This window comes from Streptomyces sp. BE303 (assembly GCF_036290945.1).
Lineage (GTDB): Bacteria > Actinomycetota > Actinomycetes > Streptomycetales > Streptomycetaceae > Kitasatospora.
On sequence record NZ_JAQYWZ010000859.1, the window covers coordinates 55,294 to 72,391 of the forward strand.

Genomic DNA, 17,098 nt, shown 5'->3' on the forward strand with positions numbered 1-17,098 from the left:
CCGTGAGCACCGCAACCGCGTACCAGGTGGTCGTCAACGACGAGGAGCAGCACGCCCTCTGGCCGTCCGGCGCCCCGCTGCCCGCCGGCTGGCGTGCCGAGGGGTTCGTCGGGACGGAGGAGGAGTGCGCCGCCCACGTCGACCGGGTCTGGCCGGACATCCGCCCGCTCAGCCTGCGCCGCCGCCTCGCCGAGCAGGCGGCCGCCACCGGCGGGGCCGCCCGGTGAACGCCGCCGCGCCCGCCCCCGCCGACGCCCTGCGTCGCCGCCTCGCCGCGTTGCTCTCCGACGCCACCGACGGGCAGCTCGGACAGGACGAACTCCTCGCCTCCGAAGCCTCGTTGACAGCCCTCGGGGTCTCCTCGCTGGCACTGCTGCGCCTCGCCGACGGCCTGGAGGAGGAGTACGAGGTGCTGATCGACCTCGGTGACCCGGCGCTCCACGCGGAGGGCCTGGACGGCCTGGCCGAACGCCTCCGCCGACTCGGGGTGGAGCCCACCGGATGAGCGGACCCGCCGAAGCCGGGCCGGCCGTGGACGTGGACGGGTCGGCCGTGACCGACCCGCCCCCGGCCGGTCCGGGCGACCTCACCGTCGCCTTCACCGGCACCCGCACCGGCCTCGCCCCGCTCACCTGGGGCCAGCGCGCCATCTGGCACGCCATCGGCCGCACCGTGCCCAACGACCACTACTTCAACCTGGGCCGGGTGCTCCCGCTCGCCGACCGGGGAGCCCCCGTCGACGTGCCGCGGTTCGCCGAGGCCGTCGCCGCGCTGCTCACCCGGCACGAGGCGCTCCGCACCCGACTCGTCCTGGACGAGGACGGCGAACCGCGCCAGCACCTCCTCGACGGCGGCGAGATCGGCGTGACCGTCCACGACGAGCCCGATCCGGCCCGAGCCGGGCAGGCCGCCGAGGACCTGCTCGCCGTGCTCGCCGGGCGGCGGTTCGACTACACGCAGGAGTGGCCGGTCCGGATCGGCGCGGTCCGCAGCGGCGGCCGGATCACCCACGCCGTGCTGGCCCTCTGCCACCTGGCCTCCGACGGCCACGGCGCCGAGGTGCTGCTGCGGGACCTGCGGTTGCTGGTCCGGCGCGGCTCCGCGGGCCGGCCCTGCGCCGACACCCCGTTCGACCTCGCGCACGAGCAGCACGGACCGGCCGGCCGGCGCCGGGGCGCCGCCGCGCTGGCCCGCTGGGAGGCGGACCTGCGCCGGGTGCCGCCGACCATGTTCGCCGAGCCGGTCGCCGAGCCGCGCACGCCCCGGTTCTGGACCGGCCGGCTGGTCTCCGCGGCCCTTCCGCCGGCGGTCGACGCGCTGGCCGCCGCCCACCTGGTCAGCGGCTCCACGGTGCTGCTCGCCGCCTCGGCGGTCCTGGTCGCCGCCGACCAGGGGCACCCGGCCGCGGCCGTCCTGCCCATCGCCGGGAACCGGGCCGCCCGGGACCACCGCGACCTCGTCGGCACGCTCTCCCAGGACGCCCTGGTCGTCCTGGACCTGCCGGCGGACCCGGACGGCCGGATCGTCTTCACCGACCTGCTCCCGGCCGCCTGGCGGGCCGCGCTGGCCGGCTACCGGGCCGCCGCCTACGACCCGGTGGAGTGGGACGCCCTGCTCGCCGGGATCGCCCGCGAGCGCGGCACCGAGGTCCACCCCTACTGCTGCTTCAACGACATGCGACTGGTCGAACGGCCGCTCCGCGAGGGGGCGTTGCCGGCCGGGGAGGAGCTGGCCGCGCTCCGCCGGCGGACCGTCCTCGACTTCCCGGCCACCCAGGAGCGGGTCGCCTGCCGCTACTGCCTCCACCTGACCGGGGACGACACGGCCCTCACCGTCACCCTGACCGCCGACACCGCCTACCTGCCCCCGGACGCCGTCCACGCCCATCTGCGGGCGATCGAGGAGGTCGTCGTCGCCTCCGCCGCCGGCCGGCCGCCCCGGCTCGCCGACCTGCCCGGGCTGCTCGCCGGGTACCGGGACGCGGACTCGTGACGGCGGGCCCGGTCCCGAGGCCGCTCGCCCGCGCGGAGGGCACCTCGTGCGTGCAGGGCGGGCGGCTCCGCTTCCACCTCGCCCCCGGCGACGACGGCGACGACGGGGGCGAGGGCGGCCGGGGCGGCCGGCCGTTGCGCGGGCGGGTCGTCGTCACCGACGCGGTGACCGGCGAGGTCCGGCTCAAGACGGCCGTCACCGGGCGGCTCTTCGACCTCACCGTGCCCGTCGGCTGGCCGAGTTCGCTCTACCGGGCGAGCTTCCACGACGAGCGCCCGGAGCAGCCCGCTCCCGAGCGGGACGCCGAGCACGAGGTCTGGTTCGTGGTGCGCGCCGCCCGGCCCGGCGCCGTCTCCGGCACCCTGGTCTCGATCCCGTTCGCCACCTGGCGCGCCTACCACCGGGCCGGGCAGCCCGGCCGGGGCCTCTACTACGCCGAACAGCCGGACCGCGCCGCCCGGGTCCCGCTCGACGCGCCCGGCGGCGGCCCGCCGCCCGAGCGCTGGGAGGAGCCGCTGCTCCACTGGCTGCCCCGGGCCGGATACCCGGTCGAGTACTGCTCCGGACTCGACCTGCACGACCGGCCCGGTGGCGCCGAACTCCTCTCCTCCTACCGGCTGTTGGTCGTCAACGGGCACGACGAGTACTGGTCCGCCGAAATGCGGGACACCGTCGAGGAGTTCGCCCGCCGGGGCGGCAACCTGGCCTTCTTCGCGGCCAATACGGCGTGGTGGCAGATCCGCCTGGAGGACGGCGGCCGCACCCTGGTCTGCCACCGGGACGCCGCCGCCGACCCGGTCACCGCCACCGACCCGCGCCGTGCCACCGTCGAGTGGTCCAGCTCCCCGGTCGACCGTCCGGAGAACACCATGACCGGCGTCAGCTTCCGTCACGGCGCCGGCGCCTGGGGCGACGGGATGGCGGTCATCGGCCGCGAGTCGTACACCGTCCGCTTCGCCGACCACTGGGTCTTCGACGGCACCGGTCTGGCCGACGGCGACACCTTCGCGCGCGGCGCCCTCGGCTACGAGACCGACGCCGCCGAACTCGACTGGTCCGCCGGCGTCCCGCGGGCCACCGGCCGCGACGGCACCCCCCGCTCCTTCGCCGTCCTCGCCACCGCCGACCTGCGGCACTGGCGTGCCCACGGGCAGGGTGGCTGGGCCACCATGGGCGTCCACCGGCTCGGCGCGGGGACCGTCTTCAACGCCGCCACCATCAACTGGGGTCGGGCCCTGGGCGATCCGGTGGTCGACCGGATCACCCGCAACGTCCTCGACCGCCTCGGCGGCGCCGCCGCACCGCGCTGGCACACCGTCGGTCCGGCGGAGGGGCTGCGGGCCCTCGCCGTGTGCGAGGGACTGCTCTTCGCCGTCGCCGGGGACGGCACCACCCTGCTCCACCGTGAGCCCGGCGACCAGAACCTCCCCTGGACGCCCTGCCCGCCCGTGTCCGGGCCCGCCGCCGGGGCGCGGACCGGCAGCGCCCCCGGGCCCGCCGCCGCACCGGTCGCCCCGATCCGCTGCCTCACCGCCCCGCGCGAGGCCGCCGGCCCGGTCCCGCTCGCCCTGCTGGCCGTCACCGAGGACGACCGGCTGCTCACCCGCGACCCCGTCCCCGGTCCGGCCCCCTGGGCCGCCGCCGGTCACGTCCCGCGCGGGACGGCGGCGCTCGCGGTCTGCGACGGCACGCTGTTCGCCGTCACCCCGCACGACGACACCCTGCACCACCGGTCCGCCCTCGCCCCCGAGGAGCCGTGGCGTCCGCTCGGTCCCGCCGCCGGCGCCACGGCCCTCGCGGTGCTGAACGGCCGCCTGCACGCGCTCACCCCGACCGGCCTCGCCACCCGCCCCCCGACAGCCGGGCCGGGTGTCCCGTTCGTCCCGGCGGAGGGCTCGTTCCCGCCGGCCGTCGCCCTCGCCGCCCACGCCGGCCGCCTCCTCGCCGTCTCGGCGGACGGGCGTCTGCTCAGCCGTCCGGCGGGGTGAGCGCGGGGGTGCGGCCCGGCAGGGCCGGGCGTGCGGTGAATCCGGCTGTACGCGGCCCTGCCGGACCGCTATCTTCGCGTTCCGAGAGGTGCTGCTCGCCGACCCACCGGCTTCCGACCACTGATGGAGTGCTGTGACCGACTACGAGACGGCCCGGCTGGTCAGCTTGATCGTCGGATCCGCCAACGTCCTCGTCCCGCTGGCCGGAGCCGTCGTGGCCGGCACCTTCCTGCGCCGCAGGGGGCGGAACGCCCGCCTGGCGATGATCGGCTGCCTCGTCATGGCGGTGAGCCCGATCGTCGTCTCGGTCGTGCTGGCCTTCGCGACGGACAGCCTCTACGACGAACTCGGGCTCGCCATGGCGATCAACGCGCCGGTCCTGCTCGCCCTCCCGTTCCACCTGGCCGGACTCGGCCTGATCGTCGCCGGAGCCCTGGCCGCGCCCGCCCCCGCCCTCGCCCCGCAGGCGGTGTACCTCGCCGGGCCGCTCCCGGCCGTCGACCGGCCGCCCACCGACGCGGCCCCGAGCGTCTGACCCGTCGGACTCCTGTCCTGCCGGGACGGAGCGGGCCCCGGCGATCCCGCCGGGGCCCGCTACCGCCGGTCAGGACGGCGGCAGCCGGCGGGCGAAGGCGTCACCGAACGTGTTGGTGTCCCCGGGGACGAGCGTGCCGTCGGTGGACGCGAACAGCACGGTGGTGCCGAGCGCACCGACGACCGGTCCGGACGAGAGACCGGGGTTCTGGGCGCCGTCGGCGGAGACGCTGACGCGCTCGGTGCGCCCGGTCCACAGGTCGTGGCGGAAGACGTCCTCGCCGCCGTTGGTGTCGCCGGCGACCAGGTTGTCGGCGTAGGACGTGAAGTACACCCAGCGGTTGCCCGACGCGATCACCGCGCCGAAGGAGTCGTCCAGCGTGGTGGTGCCGGGGAGGCCGGGCGGGATCTGACGGACGGTGCCGGTCCGCAGGTCGCGGACGCGGATCTCGTAGTGCCGGTCGAAGCCGCTGTCGCCCGGCCGGTTGGGGACGAGCTGGGAGTAGGCGGCGAAACGCCCGTCGGGGCTGAGCGCGCCCGTGGAGGAGCCGCTGAGCTCGCCGTTCTCGTCGAGGCTGCCTCCGACGGTCTTCCCGGTGGCCAGGGTGTGGACGTAGAAGGGGTACAGACGGGGCTTGAGGATCTCGGTGCTCGCCCCGGAGGCCCGGCCGTCGGCCCGGGCCCGATGGGGGGCCCGTTCGGGGGCGTGGGCGGGCCGGCCGGGTACGTGGTCGTCGGCACGGTCCGCGGCCACGACCGGGGCGTTCGCGCGGGCGGCGTCGGGATCGACCGGCCCGCCCTCGCCGGGCGGCAGCAGGTTGGTGGCCTTGGAGATGAAGCCGACGGTGCTGCCGTCGGCGCTGAGCACGGGCGCGGCGGAGGGGCGGTCCGCCGGGGAGCCGTCCGCGCCGACGGTGATCAGGCGGACGGCGCCGGTCCGCCGGTCGGCGACGTAGACGTTGGCGAGCGCCGGGGTGCCGCCGGGGACGAGGTCGGTCCTGCTGGAGGCGAAGGCCACGTACCGGCCGTCCGAACTGATCGTCGGCAGGTAGGAGTTCAGTCCGGGCTGCTCGCGGGCCGGGTCACCGACGGACAGCCGCTCGGTGCGGCCGGCGAAACGGTCGCGGACGTAGACGTCCTCCGCGCCGTTGGTGTCGCCGGGCACGAGCGCGGCGGTGGAGGCGAAGACGACGTAGCGGCCGTCGCCGCTGATGGAGCCGTCCATGGCGGAGCCGTCGGCCTCGGTGGCGGCCGCGGTGAGGCTGACCCGCTCGGCGCGGCCGGTGACGAGGTCGCGGACGAACACGTCGGACTGTCCGTTGGTGTCGCCGGCGACGATGTTGGTGGCGGAGGAGCCGAAGACGGCGTAGCGCCCGTTGGCACTGAGGCTGTCGGGCCAGGAGTCGCCGTCGGGCTGGACGCCGGCCGGGCCGGTGCTGAGCCGGACGGTGTCGGCCGCCCACGGCGCCGCGGCCCGGGCGGGCGCGGCGGTGGCGGTGCCGGCGAGGACGGCGGCGAGCAGGGCTGCGGCCGCGCCGGCCCGCCGGCGCGGGCGTGCGCCGCGGGCCGTCCCGCCCGTGCGGTCCGCTCGGTCCGTGCCGGGTGTGGCGGGTGTGCCGGGTGTGCCGGGTGTGCCGGGTGTGCCGGTCATGGTGAGGTCCCTCCCTCGTCCGTGCCTCGCCGCGTCCGGCCCGCTGCGGCGGGCGAGCGCGGCCCGCCCCCCGGCGGTCGGCCGGTACCGAGCCAACCGTCCGGGGAGGGACGCGGTCAATGGGCCGGCCGTGCCGCCGACGACAACGCGCCACGGCCCCGATTCCGGTGTGCCGGTGGCCCGAGCGGCGGGGCGCACCGGCAGCCGTCGCGCCCCGGCGGCCGTCCGTTTCCGGCCACGGCCGGGAGCCCGGGCCGGGCGCGCCGGCGCGGGACGCCGGAGTGGTGGTGGGGCGCGGGGGGACGGCGCGGGCGGGTGTGCCGGTGGCGGCCGGGCACGGGGCGCCGCGCGGCGCGGGCCGGTGGGGCCGCGGGGACGGAGGGTGCGGGAGGGACTGCCGGGGCCGGCCCGTGATCGGCCGACAACGCACCCGGCGGCCCATGCCGGAGGTCTGTGCCGCCGGATGACGCCCCCCTACGATGTGAGCGCCGTCGGGCCTGACCCCCGACACTGCCGGCCGAGGCCGGGTACCGCCGCGCCCGTGGGCCGGCCGTCCCGTCGGCCGCAGCCCGACCCGGCGACCGGGAACGGGCCCGCAGTGCAGGCAGCACCGCGCAGGCCGCCCGTCACTCCTCACCACCCAGGGGGTACGCCCATGCACGTCGGCACCGTCGCACCGTCGTTCAGACCCGTCCGCGCCGTCCTGCTCGTCCTCGCCGTGCTGGCCGCGCTGGTGGGCGCCAGCCTTCCGGCGGCCGGCCGGGCCCACGCCGCCGTGCCGGACCGGTGGGGCTTCGCGTTCCTCGACAACCCGACCCCGCCGCCCGGGTACGTCCCGGACACCACCCGGCAGTGGGGCAACTGGCCCTCGCCGGCCACCAACCCGGTGAAGGTCGACCAGACCGGCGTCGGTTCCTACGTCGTGCACTTCCCGCTGATCGCGGGCCCCGGCGGCATCGCCCACGCCACCGCCGTCGGCCGGACCGGCAACTGGTGCCAGATCAAGGGCTGGGGCTCGGCCGGCACCGGCCAGGACGTCGCGGTGGCCTGCTACAGGCCCGGCGGGGCGCCCGCCAACACCCTCTTCACCGTGCTCTACACCACCAGCAGCGGCACGCCGTCCCCGCCCGGCGGCGGCTACGGCTACGTCTACTCCAACTCCACCGGGGCGGTGCTGACCCAGTACAACTCCACCGGCGCGACCAACGCGGTGAGCTGGGGCGGTAGCGGGTCCGGCATCTGGAAGGCCTGGCTCCCCGGCCTGGGCTCGGCCGGCTACGACGGGAACATCGAGGTCACCGCCGTCGACGCGGCCCAGGGCGCGCGCTGCAAGGTGGCTGACTGGGCACCCGCCTCGTCCGGCCAGACGGTCGTGGTCGCCTGCTTCAACGCGGCGAACGCCCCGTACGACACGCGGTGGACGCTGAGCTACTCCCTGAAGCGGGCGGTCCACGGGCCGGCGTTCCCGCCGAACCGCTTCGGCTACCTGTGGTTCAACGGCGGCCTGCCCCCCGGCGGCAACTTCAACTCGACGGGCCCGGCCAACACGCTCGCCGGATCGGTGCCCTACACCGTCACGCTCCCGAACGTGGGCGTCCCCTCGGACACCGCGCAGGCCACCGCCTTCGGGCCCGGTCCCGACTGGTGCGGCCTGGCCCTGCCGTGGAACCGCAGCTCGGGGACGGTGAGCCTCTACACCATCTGCTTCAACGGCGGGGGCTCTCCGGTCCCGGGCCGCTTCTTCACCGCGTACACCTCGGCGGTCTGATCCCGCCGGAACGGGCCCGGGGCGGTTCGCCGCCCCGGGCCCGACCGCGTCCGGCAGCCGGACGGCGGGTCAGGGGGTGGCGGGGACCGAGTCGGTGAAGGTCGTGCCGGCGGCCCGGTAGGCGGTGACGGCGGCGCCGACCTGGGCGGGGGTCAGGACCCGGTCCTTGACGTGGAGGACGTAGTCGACGCTCTCCTCGTAGGCGCGCGGGGTCGTCGAGGCCAGACCGGCGAAGTCGGTCAGCCACTGGTTGAAGTGGATCGCCACGGGCCGCTCCGGGAGGAAGCGCGCCTCGTGCCGGGCGAACTCGGCGCCGTCCACGTGGTAGACGACGGCCTCGTCGTCGATGGTCAGGACGAGGTCGTGCCAGCCCGCGTAGCCGGCCCGGACCGCGGTGTGCCGGTTGTCGGCGCCGTCGGGGCCGTAGGTCTCCCAGGAGGTGGCGTAGAAGACGTCGGCGGGCTCGCCCCAGCCGCCGTTGGGCAGGTACTCGAAGTCGTACTCGGCGTAGTCGTCGGCCATCGGGGCCTTGAGGTCGTTGATCGCGAAGAAGCTCTGGACCAGGTGGTCGCCGTCCGGGCCGCTCACCGGCGCGTCGGCGAAGCGGACCCGGGCCGCGTAGGTGCCGTTCCTGAACTTCTGCGCCCGGCTGTGGAACTCGGTCTGCCGGGTGGATTCGCCGGTCCCTGCGGTGGTGGTCCGCAGGGTCATCACCGAGTTGCCGCCCTCCTTGGCGAAGGAGACGTTCTCGGGCGCCCAGGTCGCGCCGGAGACCCCGGGCCCGCCGCCGCCGGAGCGCACGTTCCAGCCGTGCGCGCCGATCGCCGGGTCGGTGTGGCCGGTGTAGTCGAAGTCGTCGAACAGCGCGGCGCCGACGGGGGGCGTGGTCGGTCCGGGAGTGTTGCCGACGGGGGCGGTGCCCCACACCGCGACCCCGTTCACGCTCGCGGTGACCCTGGACCAGTTCGCGTACGCGGTCTGGGCCGGCCCGAAGGAGTAGTCGTCGCCCTGGTCGAGCGGGAGCCAGCCGGTGCGGTGGAAGCGCAGCTGGAGGTCCCCGCTGTCGGCGCCGGGGGCCAGCGAGCCGGCGCCCGCGGTGAAGCCGATCTCCAGGTAGCGGTCGGCGGGCGCGCCCGGCTCGACGATCGTGCCGAAGGTGTCGGTCACGTTGGCGCAGCCCTTCACGGCCCAGTCGCAGGCGAAGGAGTAGGCGGCCGGGGCGCTGTCCGCCCTGAAGTAGTAGCGCACCTTCACCTGGCTCAACGCGACCGCCGTGGAGCCGGTGTTGACCACCTTGAGCCAGGGCGCGGCCTGGGAGGCGCCACTGCCGCCGTTGCGGTACTGCACCGTGACGGCGTCGCCCGCCGCGGCCGCCGGCAGGGCGGTCAGTGCGCCGACGCCGAGCCCGGCCGCGACGGCGGCGGCGAGCGCCGCCCGGACGCGTGGGCGCGGGGTGGTCGTTCCGTTCTTCATGGGGGTTCCTCTCCTGCGGTGGGGGACGGTGCGCGGCACCGGCGGAGGGGAGCCCGGGTCACCTCGGGGGAGCATGGGGGAGGAGGTGGCGGGCCGCGCGATCAGAAAGTGGCATAGACCAATTTGGCCGTCAACCCCGTTCGGGCCCGATCGGCCGGAAGCCGGGCGCACGCCGCCGGGAGTGGCTGATAGTGCCCGCCGGACGCCCGCGCGGCCGACGCCGACCCGGCCCGCCACGGCAACGGTCTCGCCTGGCCCTCGTCGTCGCCACCGAAGCGCACCACGGCACCTTCCGGCCGGCGCCCAACCCCGCCGACGGCCTCACCGCCCGGCTGAGCCTCCCCCGTCGCTGAACCGCGGCCGGGCCCCGCCCGGAGGACGGAGGCCCGGCGCGGGTGGTCTACCAGATCGCCGCGACCCATTCCGGGTGGTCGACGAACGGGTTCCGGTTCTTCTGGTAGGTGTCGAAGACGATCTGGTTGCGGCGCTTCTCGAAGTCGCTGGGCGGGTCCTGCTCGTTCCACTGCTTCAGGACGGAGAGCCGGCCGTGGAAGCGGGTGCTGCCGTTGATCGAGTCGTTGGGCTCCAGGTCGGGCCAGGAGTCGTCGCCCTCGTAGCGGACGGCCATGTAGAGGATCATGCGGGCGACGTCGCCCTTGTCCGCGTCGCGCGGCTCGAAGGAGTCGGCGTCGGTGTAGCTGCCGGGTGCCCCGCCGACCGCGCTGCCGCCCTTGTCGAAGTCCTTGTTGCCGCGGGTGCTGTTGACCTGGACGTCGGCGGCACGCAGGTGGTGCAGGTCGGTGCCGGGGCCGGCCGAGGTGCCGAAGTTGCCGTGGGACTGGGCCCACACGTGCTCGCGGTTCCAGTTGCCGACGCTGCCGCCGTTGAGGGACTTGGCGCGCGAGGTGCCGCTGTAGAGCAGGATCACGTTGGCGGTGTTGTTCGGGTCCTGGTCGAGCACCTTGAGGGCGTTCCAGACCGCGTCGTAGGAGATCTTGGTCTGGCCGGTGCCGATGATGGTGTGCAGCGAGGCCTTGAGGCCGGCGCCGGTCTTGCCGATCGCGTTCTTGTAGTACGTGCTGTCGTACGGGCCGGCGGCGGCGCTCGCGGTGGGCGCGGCGACCGCGGGGAGCGCGAGGCCGACGAGGACGGTGGCGGCAGCCGCCAGCGCCTTCCATCTGCGTATCTGTGCAACGGACATGGGGGGCTGTCCCTTCCCGGACGACGCGAGCCGGGCCGCGGGCCCCGGGTGGGCCGGGCCGCGATCTACGCGTGTTGACGTGGCGTTAACGGGAGGATGACATGTCCTCGGGGTTCGCCGTGTAACCGGCAGGAGGCCGTTCCGTGACGTTCTCGCATACGGTGGCCGCGCTCGGCCCGGATCCTCCCGGTAGGCGTGCCCACGAGCGGTTCTGACGGTGCGTCCGGTCCGTCGGGGCCGGTGCGGGGGCTCCCGGGGGGTGGTGCGCGTGGTGCTGCGGGGCGGACCGGCGTCGTGACGGACGCCCGGTCGGCGGGGGTCACCGTGGGGGGTGGGGAGGTGGCGGGGGCGCGGGGATCCGGGAGCGGATCGAGCCGTGCCGCCCGCCCGCGGTGGTGCACGCCACCTTGCGGCGCCGTCCGGGTGCCGGGTGTCGGGTGCCGGAGCGGGCGCCGGAGCGGGGGCCGGCTCCGCCGGTGCGGGGCGGGTGGTGGCCGCCGGGGGGTCCCCGGACGTGGGATGGTGTGTCCGGGGCCGTCGATCGGCTCCACCCGATCCAGGAGGTCATGTATGAGCAGCGACGCAGCGTCGACCGAGAGCGCCGAGAACCCGGAGAACCCGGAGGCGGGCCGGCCGGCCGAGGCCCCCGCGCCCCCGGCCCAGGATGATGTCAAGGCCCGCTTTCTGGCCGCGCTGGAGCGCAAGCACGGCGCCAAGACCGACGGCACCTCCGGCGGTCCGGCGGGTGACTCGAAGATCCACGGTGCCCACGGCGCGGCCGGCGGCAAGCGCAACTTCCGCCGCAAGAGCGGCGGCTGACCACATCGGTTCCCGGCGGGCCCGCCGGGCCGGGAGGTCCGGCCCTACCGGTCTCCCGCCCCGGCGGACCGGCCGGGGCGGCGGCCGGTGTCAGGAGGCGGCCGGCCGGAGCGGGGCGGTGTGCGGTGCGAGGAGATGGCGGGTGACCGTGCGGGCCCGCGCCGCGTCGCGGACCACGAGGTGGATCTCCCAGGGGGCGCCGCGGGAGAGTTCGGCCTCCACGGCGGCCCAGACCGCGGCGATGCTCGTCTCGGGCGGCAGGCCGCCCCGGCCGGCGCCGAGGAGGGGGAAGCAGATCGAGCGCAGCGGCGGGTCGAAGGCACGGTGCTCCTCGCCCAGGAGCGCGAGCGCGCGGGTGACGGACCGGGTGACGTCGGCGGGCTGGACGTCGTAGTCGTTGGTGCCGGGACGGGGGACGGCCACGGCGGCGTGGTAGATCCGGCGGAGGCCCTGCCGTTCGAGCGCGCCGGCCCCGGTGGGGGCGACCGTCGAGGCGAGGACCGGACGGCCGAAGCTGCGGTACTGGTCGAGCCACTGGCGCAGTTCGGTGGAGATCCGGTCCTCGATGAGGTCGCCGGTGGGGCCGCGCACCGCGCAGGCCCGGCGCAGCACGGCCGACACCGAGTTCTTGTAGGCCTCGGCGAGCGCCAGGTAGACGTTGCTGGGGGAGACGACGACGTCCACGTCGCGGAGCAGGTCGACCGAGTGGGTGTGCAGGTGGACCGCGACGGTCCGGCCCCGGAGCGGCAGGTGCAGCACCTGGTGTTCGGCGGCCGGCGACTCGACCGGCCCGGGTGCGGCCACCCGGCGGTCCGGCCCGGCGGGCGCCTCCGCGAGCCGGCCGATCTCGTCCGCGACGGCGGCCAGGACGAGGAGTTCGTGGTGCCGGCGGAAGCGTTCGACACTCACGTTGTAGACGGCGGCGGCGCGCTTGCGGCGGTCGGCGGCCGGCGAGTCGGTGGTGCCGGGGGCCAGGCCGAGGGTGTGCCGGGCGGCCTCCTGGAGGGTGCCGGTGTCGAGCTCGGCGACCGCGCGGCGCAGCAGGTCCTCGACGGTGCGCGGGTGCCGTGCTTCGGGTGCGGCGGCGAGGGCGCCGAGCAGGGGGAGGTCGAGCGCGCGCAGCCGGACGGGGCCGGCCCGCCGGACGGCCCGCAGCTCGGCGAGCACCGTGTCGTGGTCGAACGCCGGTGGGCCGGGCGCCGGAGCGTCGGACGCGGGTGGGCCGGGTGCGGGCAGGCCCGACGGCGGTGGGTCGAACGCCGGTGGGTCGGGGGCCGGGGGAGCAAGAGCCGGAGGGTCGAGAACCGGAGGGCCGGATGCCGGAAGGTCGTCGCCGGTGCGGTGCGGCATGGCCCCAACGATGGCACGGAGCAGGGGGGTTCACAAGCCGGATCGTCAGGTCGCACGCGCCCCCGGGGAGGCGGTGCGGGCGTCGCTCCGGGGCCGGACGGCCGCCGCGGCGGCCCGCGCCCGGGCCCGCGCCCGGCGCCCGTCGGCGAGGCACCAGTCCAGCAGCGGGGCGACGCTCGGGTGGACCGACCCGTCCTCGGTGAGGACGGCGGCGGTGAAGAAGAACCGCGCCTCGCCGAACTCGTTGCGCATCGCCTGGACCAGGTTTCCCAGCCCGAGCGCCCGTTCGAGCCACTCCGCCGCGCGGTCGCTGTCCCGGACACCGGCGCCGGGCACCGGCCGTCCGTCGAACGGCCCGGTCCCGCCCGGCAGCCCGGTCCCGCTCGGCGGCCCGGTCTCCTCCAGCAGCCCGGTCCCGTCCAGCAGGTCGGTCTTGCTGATGGCGACGGCCAGCCGCGAGCGGTGCAGCGGGACCCCCATCGCCAGGATCGCCTGGACGGCCTGGTCGAAGACGGGCTGCGGCGGGACGCTGGAGGCGAGGGTGCGGTCCAGCCGGGCCTGCCGGTCGGGGTCGAGGAGCTCCCAGAAGTCCGGTACGGCGAGCGGGTCGAGGACGAACAGGAAGGTGCGGGCGGCACGCGCGTACCGGAGGGCGTCGGTGTCCTCGCGGCTGACGAAGTGTTCGCCCGCGGTGTCGAAGAGGTGCAGCAGGCGCGGGGGCCGGGCCCGGTCCAGGAGGACGGAGTGGGCCCGGTGCCGGGCCCGCGGGGTGCTGCGGGGGTGGCCGCGGATCTCCAGCACCTCGCGCTGCAGCCGGTAGCGTTCCGCCGTCTCCTCGTCGGCGAACCGGGCGTGGGCCCGTCCGTCGGGGTCGGTCCGCCGGAGGACGGTGAGCATGGCGGCCATCAGCTGGGTCTTACCGGCGGCCCGGCCTCCGATGAGCGGCAGCGCGTGTTCGGCGAGCCGGCCGGTCTCGGTGCTCAGCAGCCGGCCGCAGTGCGGGTGGGTGCAGTACCCGGGCAGCCGGTAGCGGCCGGCCGGCAGCGTGGTGGGCAGCCGTTCGTCGCACTGGCAGCGGCGGCGGAGGATGCCGTACCGGCCGGGCCTCAGGTCGCTGTGGCGCCGGCGGCAGGTGGGGCGGGAGCACTCGTACGCGGGGCGGCGCACCCGCTCGAAGCAGTGCGGGCAGAGCACGCCCTGCCGCAGCCGCCGGGCGCCGAGGGCCGCGTGGTCGAGGCCGGTGAGGACGAGGACGGCGAGCCCGCCGCCGGTCCCGAGGGCCAGCACCACCAGGGCGTGCACCAGCAGCGCGGCGGCGAGCAGCGGGAGCGTGACCAGGGCGGCGGACAGGGCGCCGGTGTAGCCGGCGAGGGCGAGGACGACGTCCCGGCCGATCCGCAGCTCGTCGGTGACGGCCCGCAGGGCGTCGGCCGTCCGGCGGCGGTGCGCCCGCCGGCCGTGGACGGCGACCAGCCGCAGGTCCCGCCGGGCGGGGCCGAAGGCGTAGGCGCGGTGGGCGGGCTGCGGCTCGTCCTGCGGGCGGTGGACGGGGAGGGTCTGGTACTGGGGATCGCTGCGGCGCAGCACGTCCACCAGCACCCGGCCGTACGCCCGGAGCAGCTGGTCCAGCAGCCGCAGGGCGCGGGCGGCTGCGACGAGCGGGGCCAGCACCAGGGAGACCGCGAGGCGGACGAGGAAGCGGACGAGGGGGACGAGCAGGTCGAAGAGGACCGTCACGAGTTCCGTCAGCGCGTTCACTCCGCCGCCCCGGGCCGCCGCGGTTCGGGGGGCGTGACGGGCGGGACCCGCGGTGCGGCGGCGGGCGGAGCCGGGTCGGCCGCCGCCGGGCCGCCGGGGCGGGAGCCGCCGTCGCTCGGCGTCCGGCGGGCGGTCCCGAGCGGGGACGCCATCCACCGCAGGACCCGCCCCACGGCGGTCGACCGGCGCTCGGCCGACCGCCGCTCCAGCAGGTCGGCCTCGGCGGGGGCGTACGGGCGCAGCGCCCGCGCCAGGCGGTCGGTCTCGTCCGGCGGCCAGTGCTCCCGGGCGTGGTGCAGGGTGGCGACGATCAGGTCCAGCTGGGCGCCGGGCGGGCGGTGGTGCGCCAGGTAGCCGGCGGCGGCGGCCAGGTGCCCGAGCAGGGTGTCGGAGGGCGGGCCCGACCGGCCGACCCGGGCGGCCTCGGTGCGGATCCGTTGCAGGTAGGCCCGCGCGGCCCCGTCCGACAACCGGGTCAGGAGGTGCAGGCGTTGGGCCAGCCGGTCGGGCCGGACGACCGGCCGCTCGGCCAGCCCCCGGGGGAGCCGCCGGAGCAGCAGCGCCCGGGCCGGCGGCCAGCGCACCGGCGGCAGGTCGTCCAGCACCTCGGCGAGCTGATCGGCCGTCCTCGCGCGGTCCAGGCGGTCGCGGACCTCCAGGGCGCGGGCGACGCACGCGGCGCTGTCGGGGTCCGGCCAGCCGGACCGGGGCGGGTCGGCGAGCAGCTCGTACAGGCGCAGGCAGTCGTCGAGGCCGGCGTCGTCGGTGATCTCCCGGATCAGGCTCCGGCCGAGCCACCGGCGGGCCCCCTCCTCCCAGGGCAGCCCGGGCGGCAGCGCCGGGACGGCGGCGAGCGCCTCGGCGTACGACCAGTACGTGCGGGGCGGCCAGAGGCGGTGCAGCAGCGACAGGTCGAGCGGGACGTCCGGGCCCCGCAGGGCGACGACCCGCCGCAGGGTGGCGACGGCGAGCTCCGGGCTCCGGTGGGCCCGGGCCACCAGGAAGTGCTCCAGGAGCCGGGCGTGGCCGGCCACGTCCTCCTCGCGCAGCAGGCCCGGCGGCAGGCCGAGGAGGAGGTCGGGGAGCTGGCCCCGCTGCGATTCCGCCAGCACGCCGAGGGTGTGCACCAGGCCCTGCCGGAACTCCGGCCACTGGCGGGCGGCGGTCGTCAGCAGCTCCTCCAGCCCCCGGAACGGCCGGCCGGTGACGGTCGCCCCCAGCAGCTCCGAGGTGAGCTCGGCGCTGCGCCGGACGAGTTCGCCGGACGGCGGTCGCAGGCCGGCGGCGGACGCCCACCCGAGCAGGCGCAGCGCCCCGGCGGCGTCGGCGCGCCGGAACCGGTCCAGCCACCGCCCGGTGACCCGTGCGCGCCGGACGGGGTCGGTGAACCGGACCGGCGGGAGGGCCTGCCCGTCGCCCTCCTCGCAGCGGAGCATGTCGGACTCGTGGACCTCGTCCAGCAGCTGCTCGGCGAGTTCCCGGTCGTCGCCGCGGGCGGCGGCCCGGCCGAGTGCCCTCAACTGCTCACGGTCCAGGCGGTACTGGCGGTGGACGTCGCGGACCGCGGCGGTGAGCGCGGGAGCCGGCGGCGGTTCGGGGCCGGTCAGCCAGGCGATCAGCGCGACGAGGTCGGCCGGGGTGAGGGGGGTGCCGCCGGCCGTCGCCGCGGCCGCCGCCGGGCCGTGCCAGTCCTCGGCGGTGCGTTCGCGGCCGCTCAGGTAGTCGTCGGCCCAGGACCAGAAGGCCCGGGCGGAGGACGGGCCGACCCGGGCCAGCAGCCCGGTCAGCGGGTGCACGGGCAGCGCGGGGACCAGACCCCGGACGAAGTCGAACAGGTAGTAGACGTCCTGGTCGTCGGGCCCCAGGTCGATCCGGTTCTCGGGGAGGCTCCCGATCAGGTGCAGCCGGCCGCGGCCGGGTCGGTGCAGGTAGGTGGCGAAGGAGAGCCGCCGGGCGAGCGGGGGCGGGAGCAGGAAGCAGACCGCGGCGAACCAGTGCGCGATCCGGTCGGTTCCGGTGTCCACCACGAGCACCGACCGGTCCTCGGCCAGCGCGGCCCGGGCGGCCTCCAGCAGGGCGGGCAGCAGCGCGGCGTGCGGGTGGGAGGCCAGGAAACGGCCGACCGAGCGCGGTGTGAGCGGGCCGGCGCCGGGCCGGGCGTCCAGGGCCGGGAGCCTGGTCCGGTCGGCCGGTCGGGACGACCAGACCGGCGAGCCCCAGAGCTCGATGCCGAGCAGGCCGCCGGCGTCCCGGGCGAAGTCGGGGCTGGTCAGGGCATGGGCGAAGTAGTTGCCGAAGCGCTGGGAGGAGTCGCGTCCGACGTACTGGACCCGGGCCGCCAGGGCCGTCGCCCCGGGGACGAACACCAGGTTCACCGGGCACCGGGCCAGCTCCTCCGGAGCCTGCGCGTACAGCAGCGAGGCCGGCGGCTCGTACGCGGTGAGGGCCTCCACCTCGCGCATCGTCCCGGCGGAGACGTCCGCGCTGACGGCGTTGAACTGGTAGCCGGCGAAGCCGCTCAGGCCCTGCTCGCACGAGGTGTAGTAGAGCTGCTGGAACGGCAT

13 protein-coding genes are annotated in these 17,098 nt (G+C 76.7%); 7 read left to right on the forward strand and 6 right to left on the reverse strand.

Annotation, left to right across the window (positions count from 1 at the left end; genetic code table 11):
- The first annotated feature begins 2 nt into the window (after positions 1-2).
- From PUR56_RS30365 to PUR56_RS30385, 5 genes are all read left to right on the forward strand, one after another.
- The gene (locus PUR56_RS30365) at positions 3-227 is read left to right on the forward strand and encodes an MbtH family protein (protein ID WP_329951317.1); all 225 of its coding nucleotides are present in this window, start codon (positions 3-5) and stop codon (positions 225-227) included.
- The gene (locus PUR56_RS30370; protein ID WP_329951318.1) at positions 224-505 is read left to right on the forward strand and encodes an acyl carrier protein; all 282 of its coding nucleotides are present in this window, start codon (positions 224-226) and stop codon (positions 503-505) included. The genes PUR56_RS30365 and PUR56_RS30370 overlap by 4 nt, the downstream gene beginning before the upstream one ends.
- Positions 502-1,992 (forward strand): condensation domain-containing protein, encoded by a 1,491-nt coding sequence (locus tag PUR56_RS30375; RefSeq protein WP_329951319.1) that lies wholly within the window; start codon positions 502-504, stop codon positions 1,990-1,992. The genes PUR56_RS30370 and PUR56_RS30375 overlap by 4 nt, the downstream gene beginning before the upstream one ends.
- Positions 1,989-3,980, forward strand: coding sequence for a N,N-dimethylformamidase beta subunit family domain-containing protein (locus PUR56_RS30380; protein ID WP_329951320.1), 1,992 nt, complete (start codon positions 1,989-1,991; stop codon positions 3,978-3,980). Before PUR56_RS30375 ends, PUR56_RS30380 begins: the two co-directional genes overlap by 4 nt.
- A 133-nt stretch (positions 3,981-4,113) precedes the next feature.
- A complete protein-coding gene (locus tag PUR56_RS30385; protein WP_329951321.1) occupies positions 4,114-4,515 on the forward strand; it encodes a hypothetical protein in 402 nt (133 codons plus the stop codon).
- Between the two features lie 69 nt (positions 4,516-4,584).
- Here the strand turns inward: PUR56_RS30385 and PUR56_RS30390 are convergent, their stop codons facing one another.
- Positions 4,585-6,165 (reverse strand): hypothetical protein, encoded by a 1,581-nt coding sequence (locus PUR56_RS30390; RefSeq protein ID WP_329951322.1) that lies wholly within the window; start codon positions 6,163-6,165, stop codon positions 4,585-4,587.
- Positions 6,166-6,820: 655 nt separating this feature from the next.
- Between PUR56_RS30390 and PUR56_RS30395 the strand changes: the two genes are divergently transcribed.
- Positions 6,821-7,933, forward strand: a complete 1,113-nt coding sequence (locus PUR56_RS30395; RefSeq protein ID WP_329951323.1) for a hypothetical protein — start codon at positions 6,821-6,823, stop codon at positions 7,931-7,933.
- A gap of 69 nt (positions 7,934-8,002) precedes the next feature.
- Here the strand turns inward: PUR56_RS30395 and PUR56_RS30400 are convergent, their stop codons facing one another.
- Positions 8,003-9,406 (reverse strand): cellulose binding domain-containing protein, encoded by a 1,404-nt coding sequence (locus PUR56_RS30400; protein WP_329951324.1) that lies wholly within the window; start codon positions 9,404-9,406, stop codon positions 8,003-8,005.
- Positions 9,407-9,806: 400 nt separating this feature from the next.
- Positions 9,807-10,607, reverse strand: coding sequence for an endonuclease I family protein (locus PUR56_RS30405; RefSeq protein ID WP_329951325.1), 801 nt, complete (start codon positions 10,605-10,607; stop codon positions 9,807-9,809).
- A 570-nt stretch (positions 10,608-11,177) separates the two neighbouring features.
- Here PUR56_RS30405 and PUR56_RS30410 point away from each other — a divergent pair.
- Positions 11,178-11,426: a DUF5302 domain-containing protein gene (locus PUR56_RS30410; RefSeq protein WP_329951326.1), complete on the forward strand. Its 249-nt coding sequence runs from the start codon at positions 11,178-11,180 to the stop codon at positions 11,424-11,426.
- A 90-nt stretch (positions 11,427-11,516) separates the two neighbouring features.
- Here PUR56_RS30410 and PUR56_RS30415 read toward each other — a convergent pair whose 3' ends face one another.
- The 3 genes from PUR56_RS30415 to PUR56_RS30425 form a co-directional block, all read right to left on the reverse strand.
- Positions 11,517-12,593 carry a hypothetical protein gene (locus PUR56_RS30415; protein WP_329951327.1) on the reverse strand — a complete coding sequence of 359 codons (1,077 nt, stop codon included), beginning with the start codon at positions 12,591-12,593 and terminating at the stop codon, positions 11,517-11,519.
- A gap of 228 nt (positions 12,594-12,821) precedes the next feature.
- Entirely contained in the window at positions 12,822-14,534 is a 1,713-nt protein-coding gene (locus tag PUR56_RS30420; protein ID WP_329951328.1) for a TRAFAC clade GTPase domain-containing protein, read from the reverse strand.
- Positions 14,531-17,098, reverse strand: coding sequence for a GTPase-associated protein 1-related protein (locus tag PUR56_RS30425; RefSeq protein ID WP_329951329.1), 2,568 nt, complete (start codon positions 17,096-17,098; stop codon positions 14,531-14,533). Before PUR56_RS30425 ends, PUR56_RS30420 begins: the two co-directional genes overlap by 4 nt.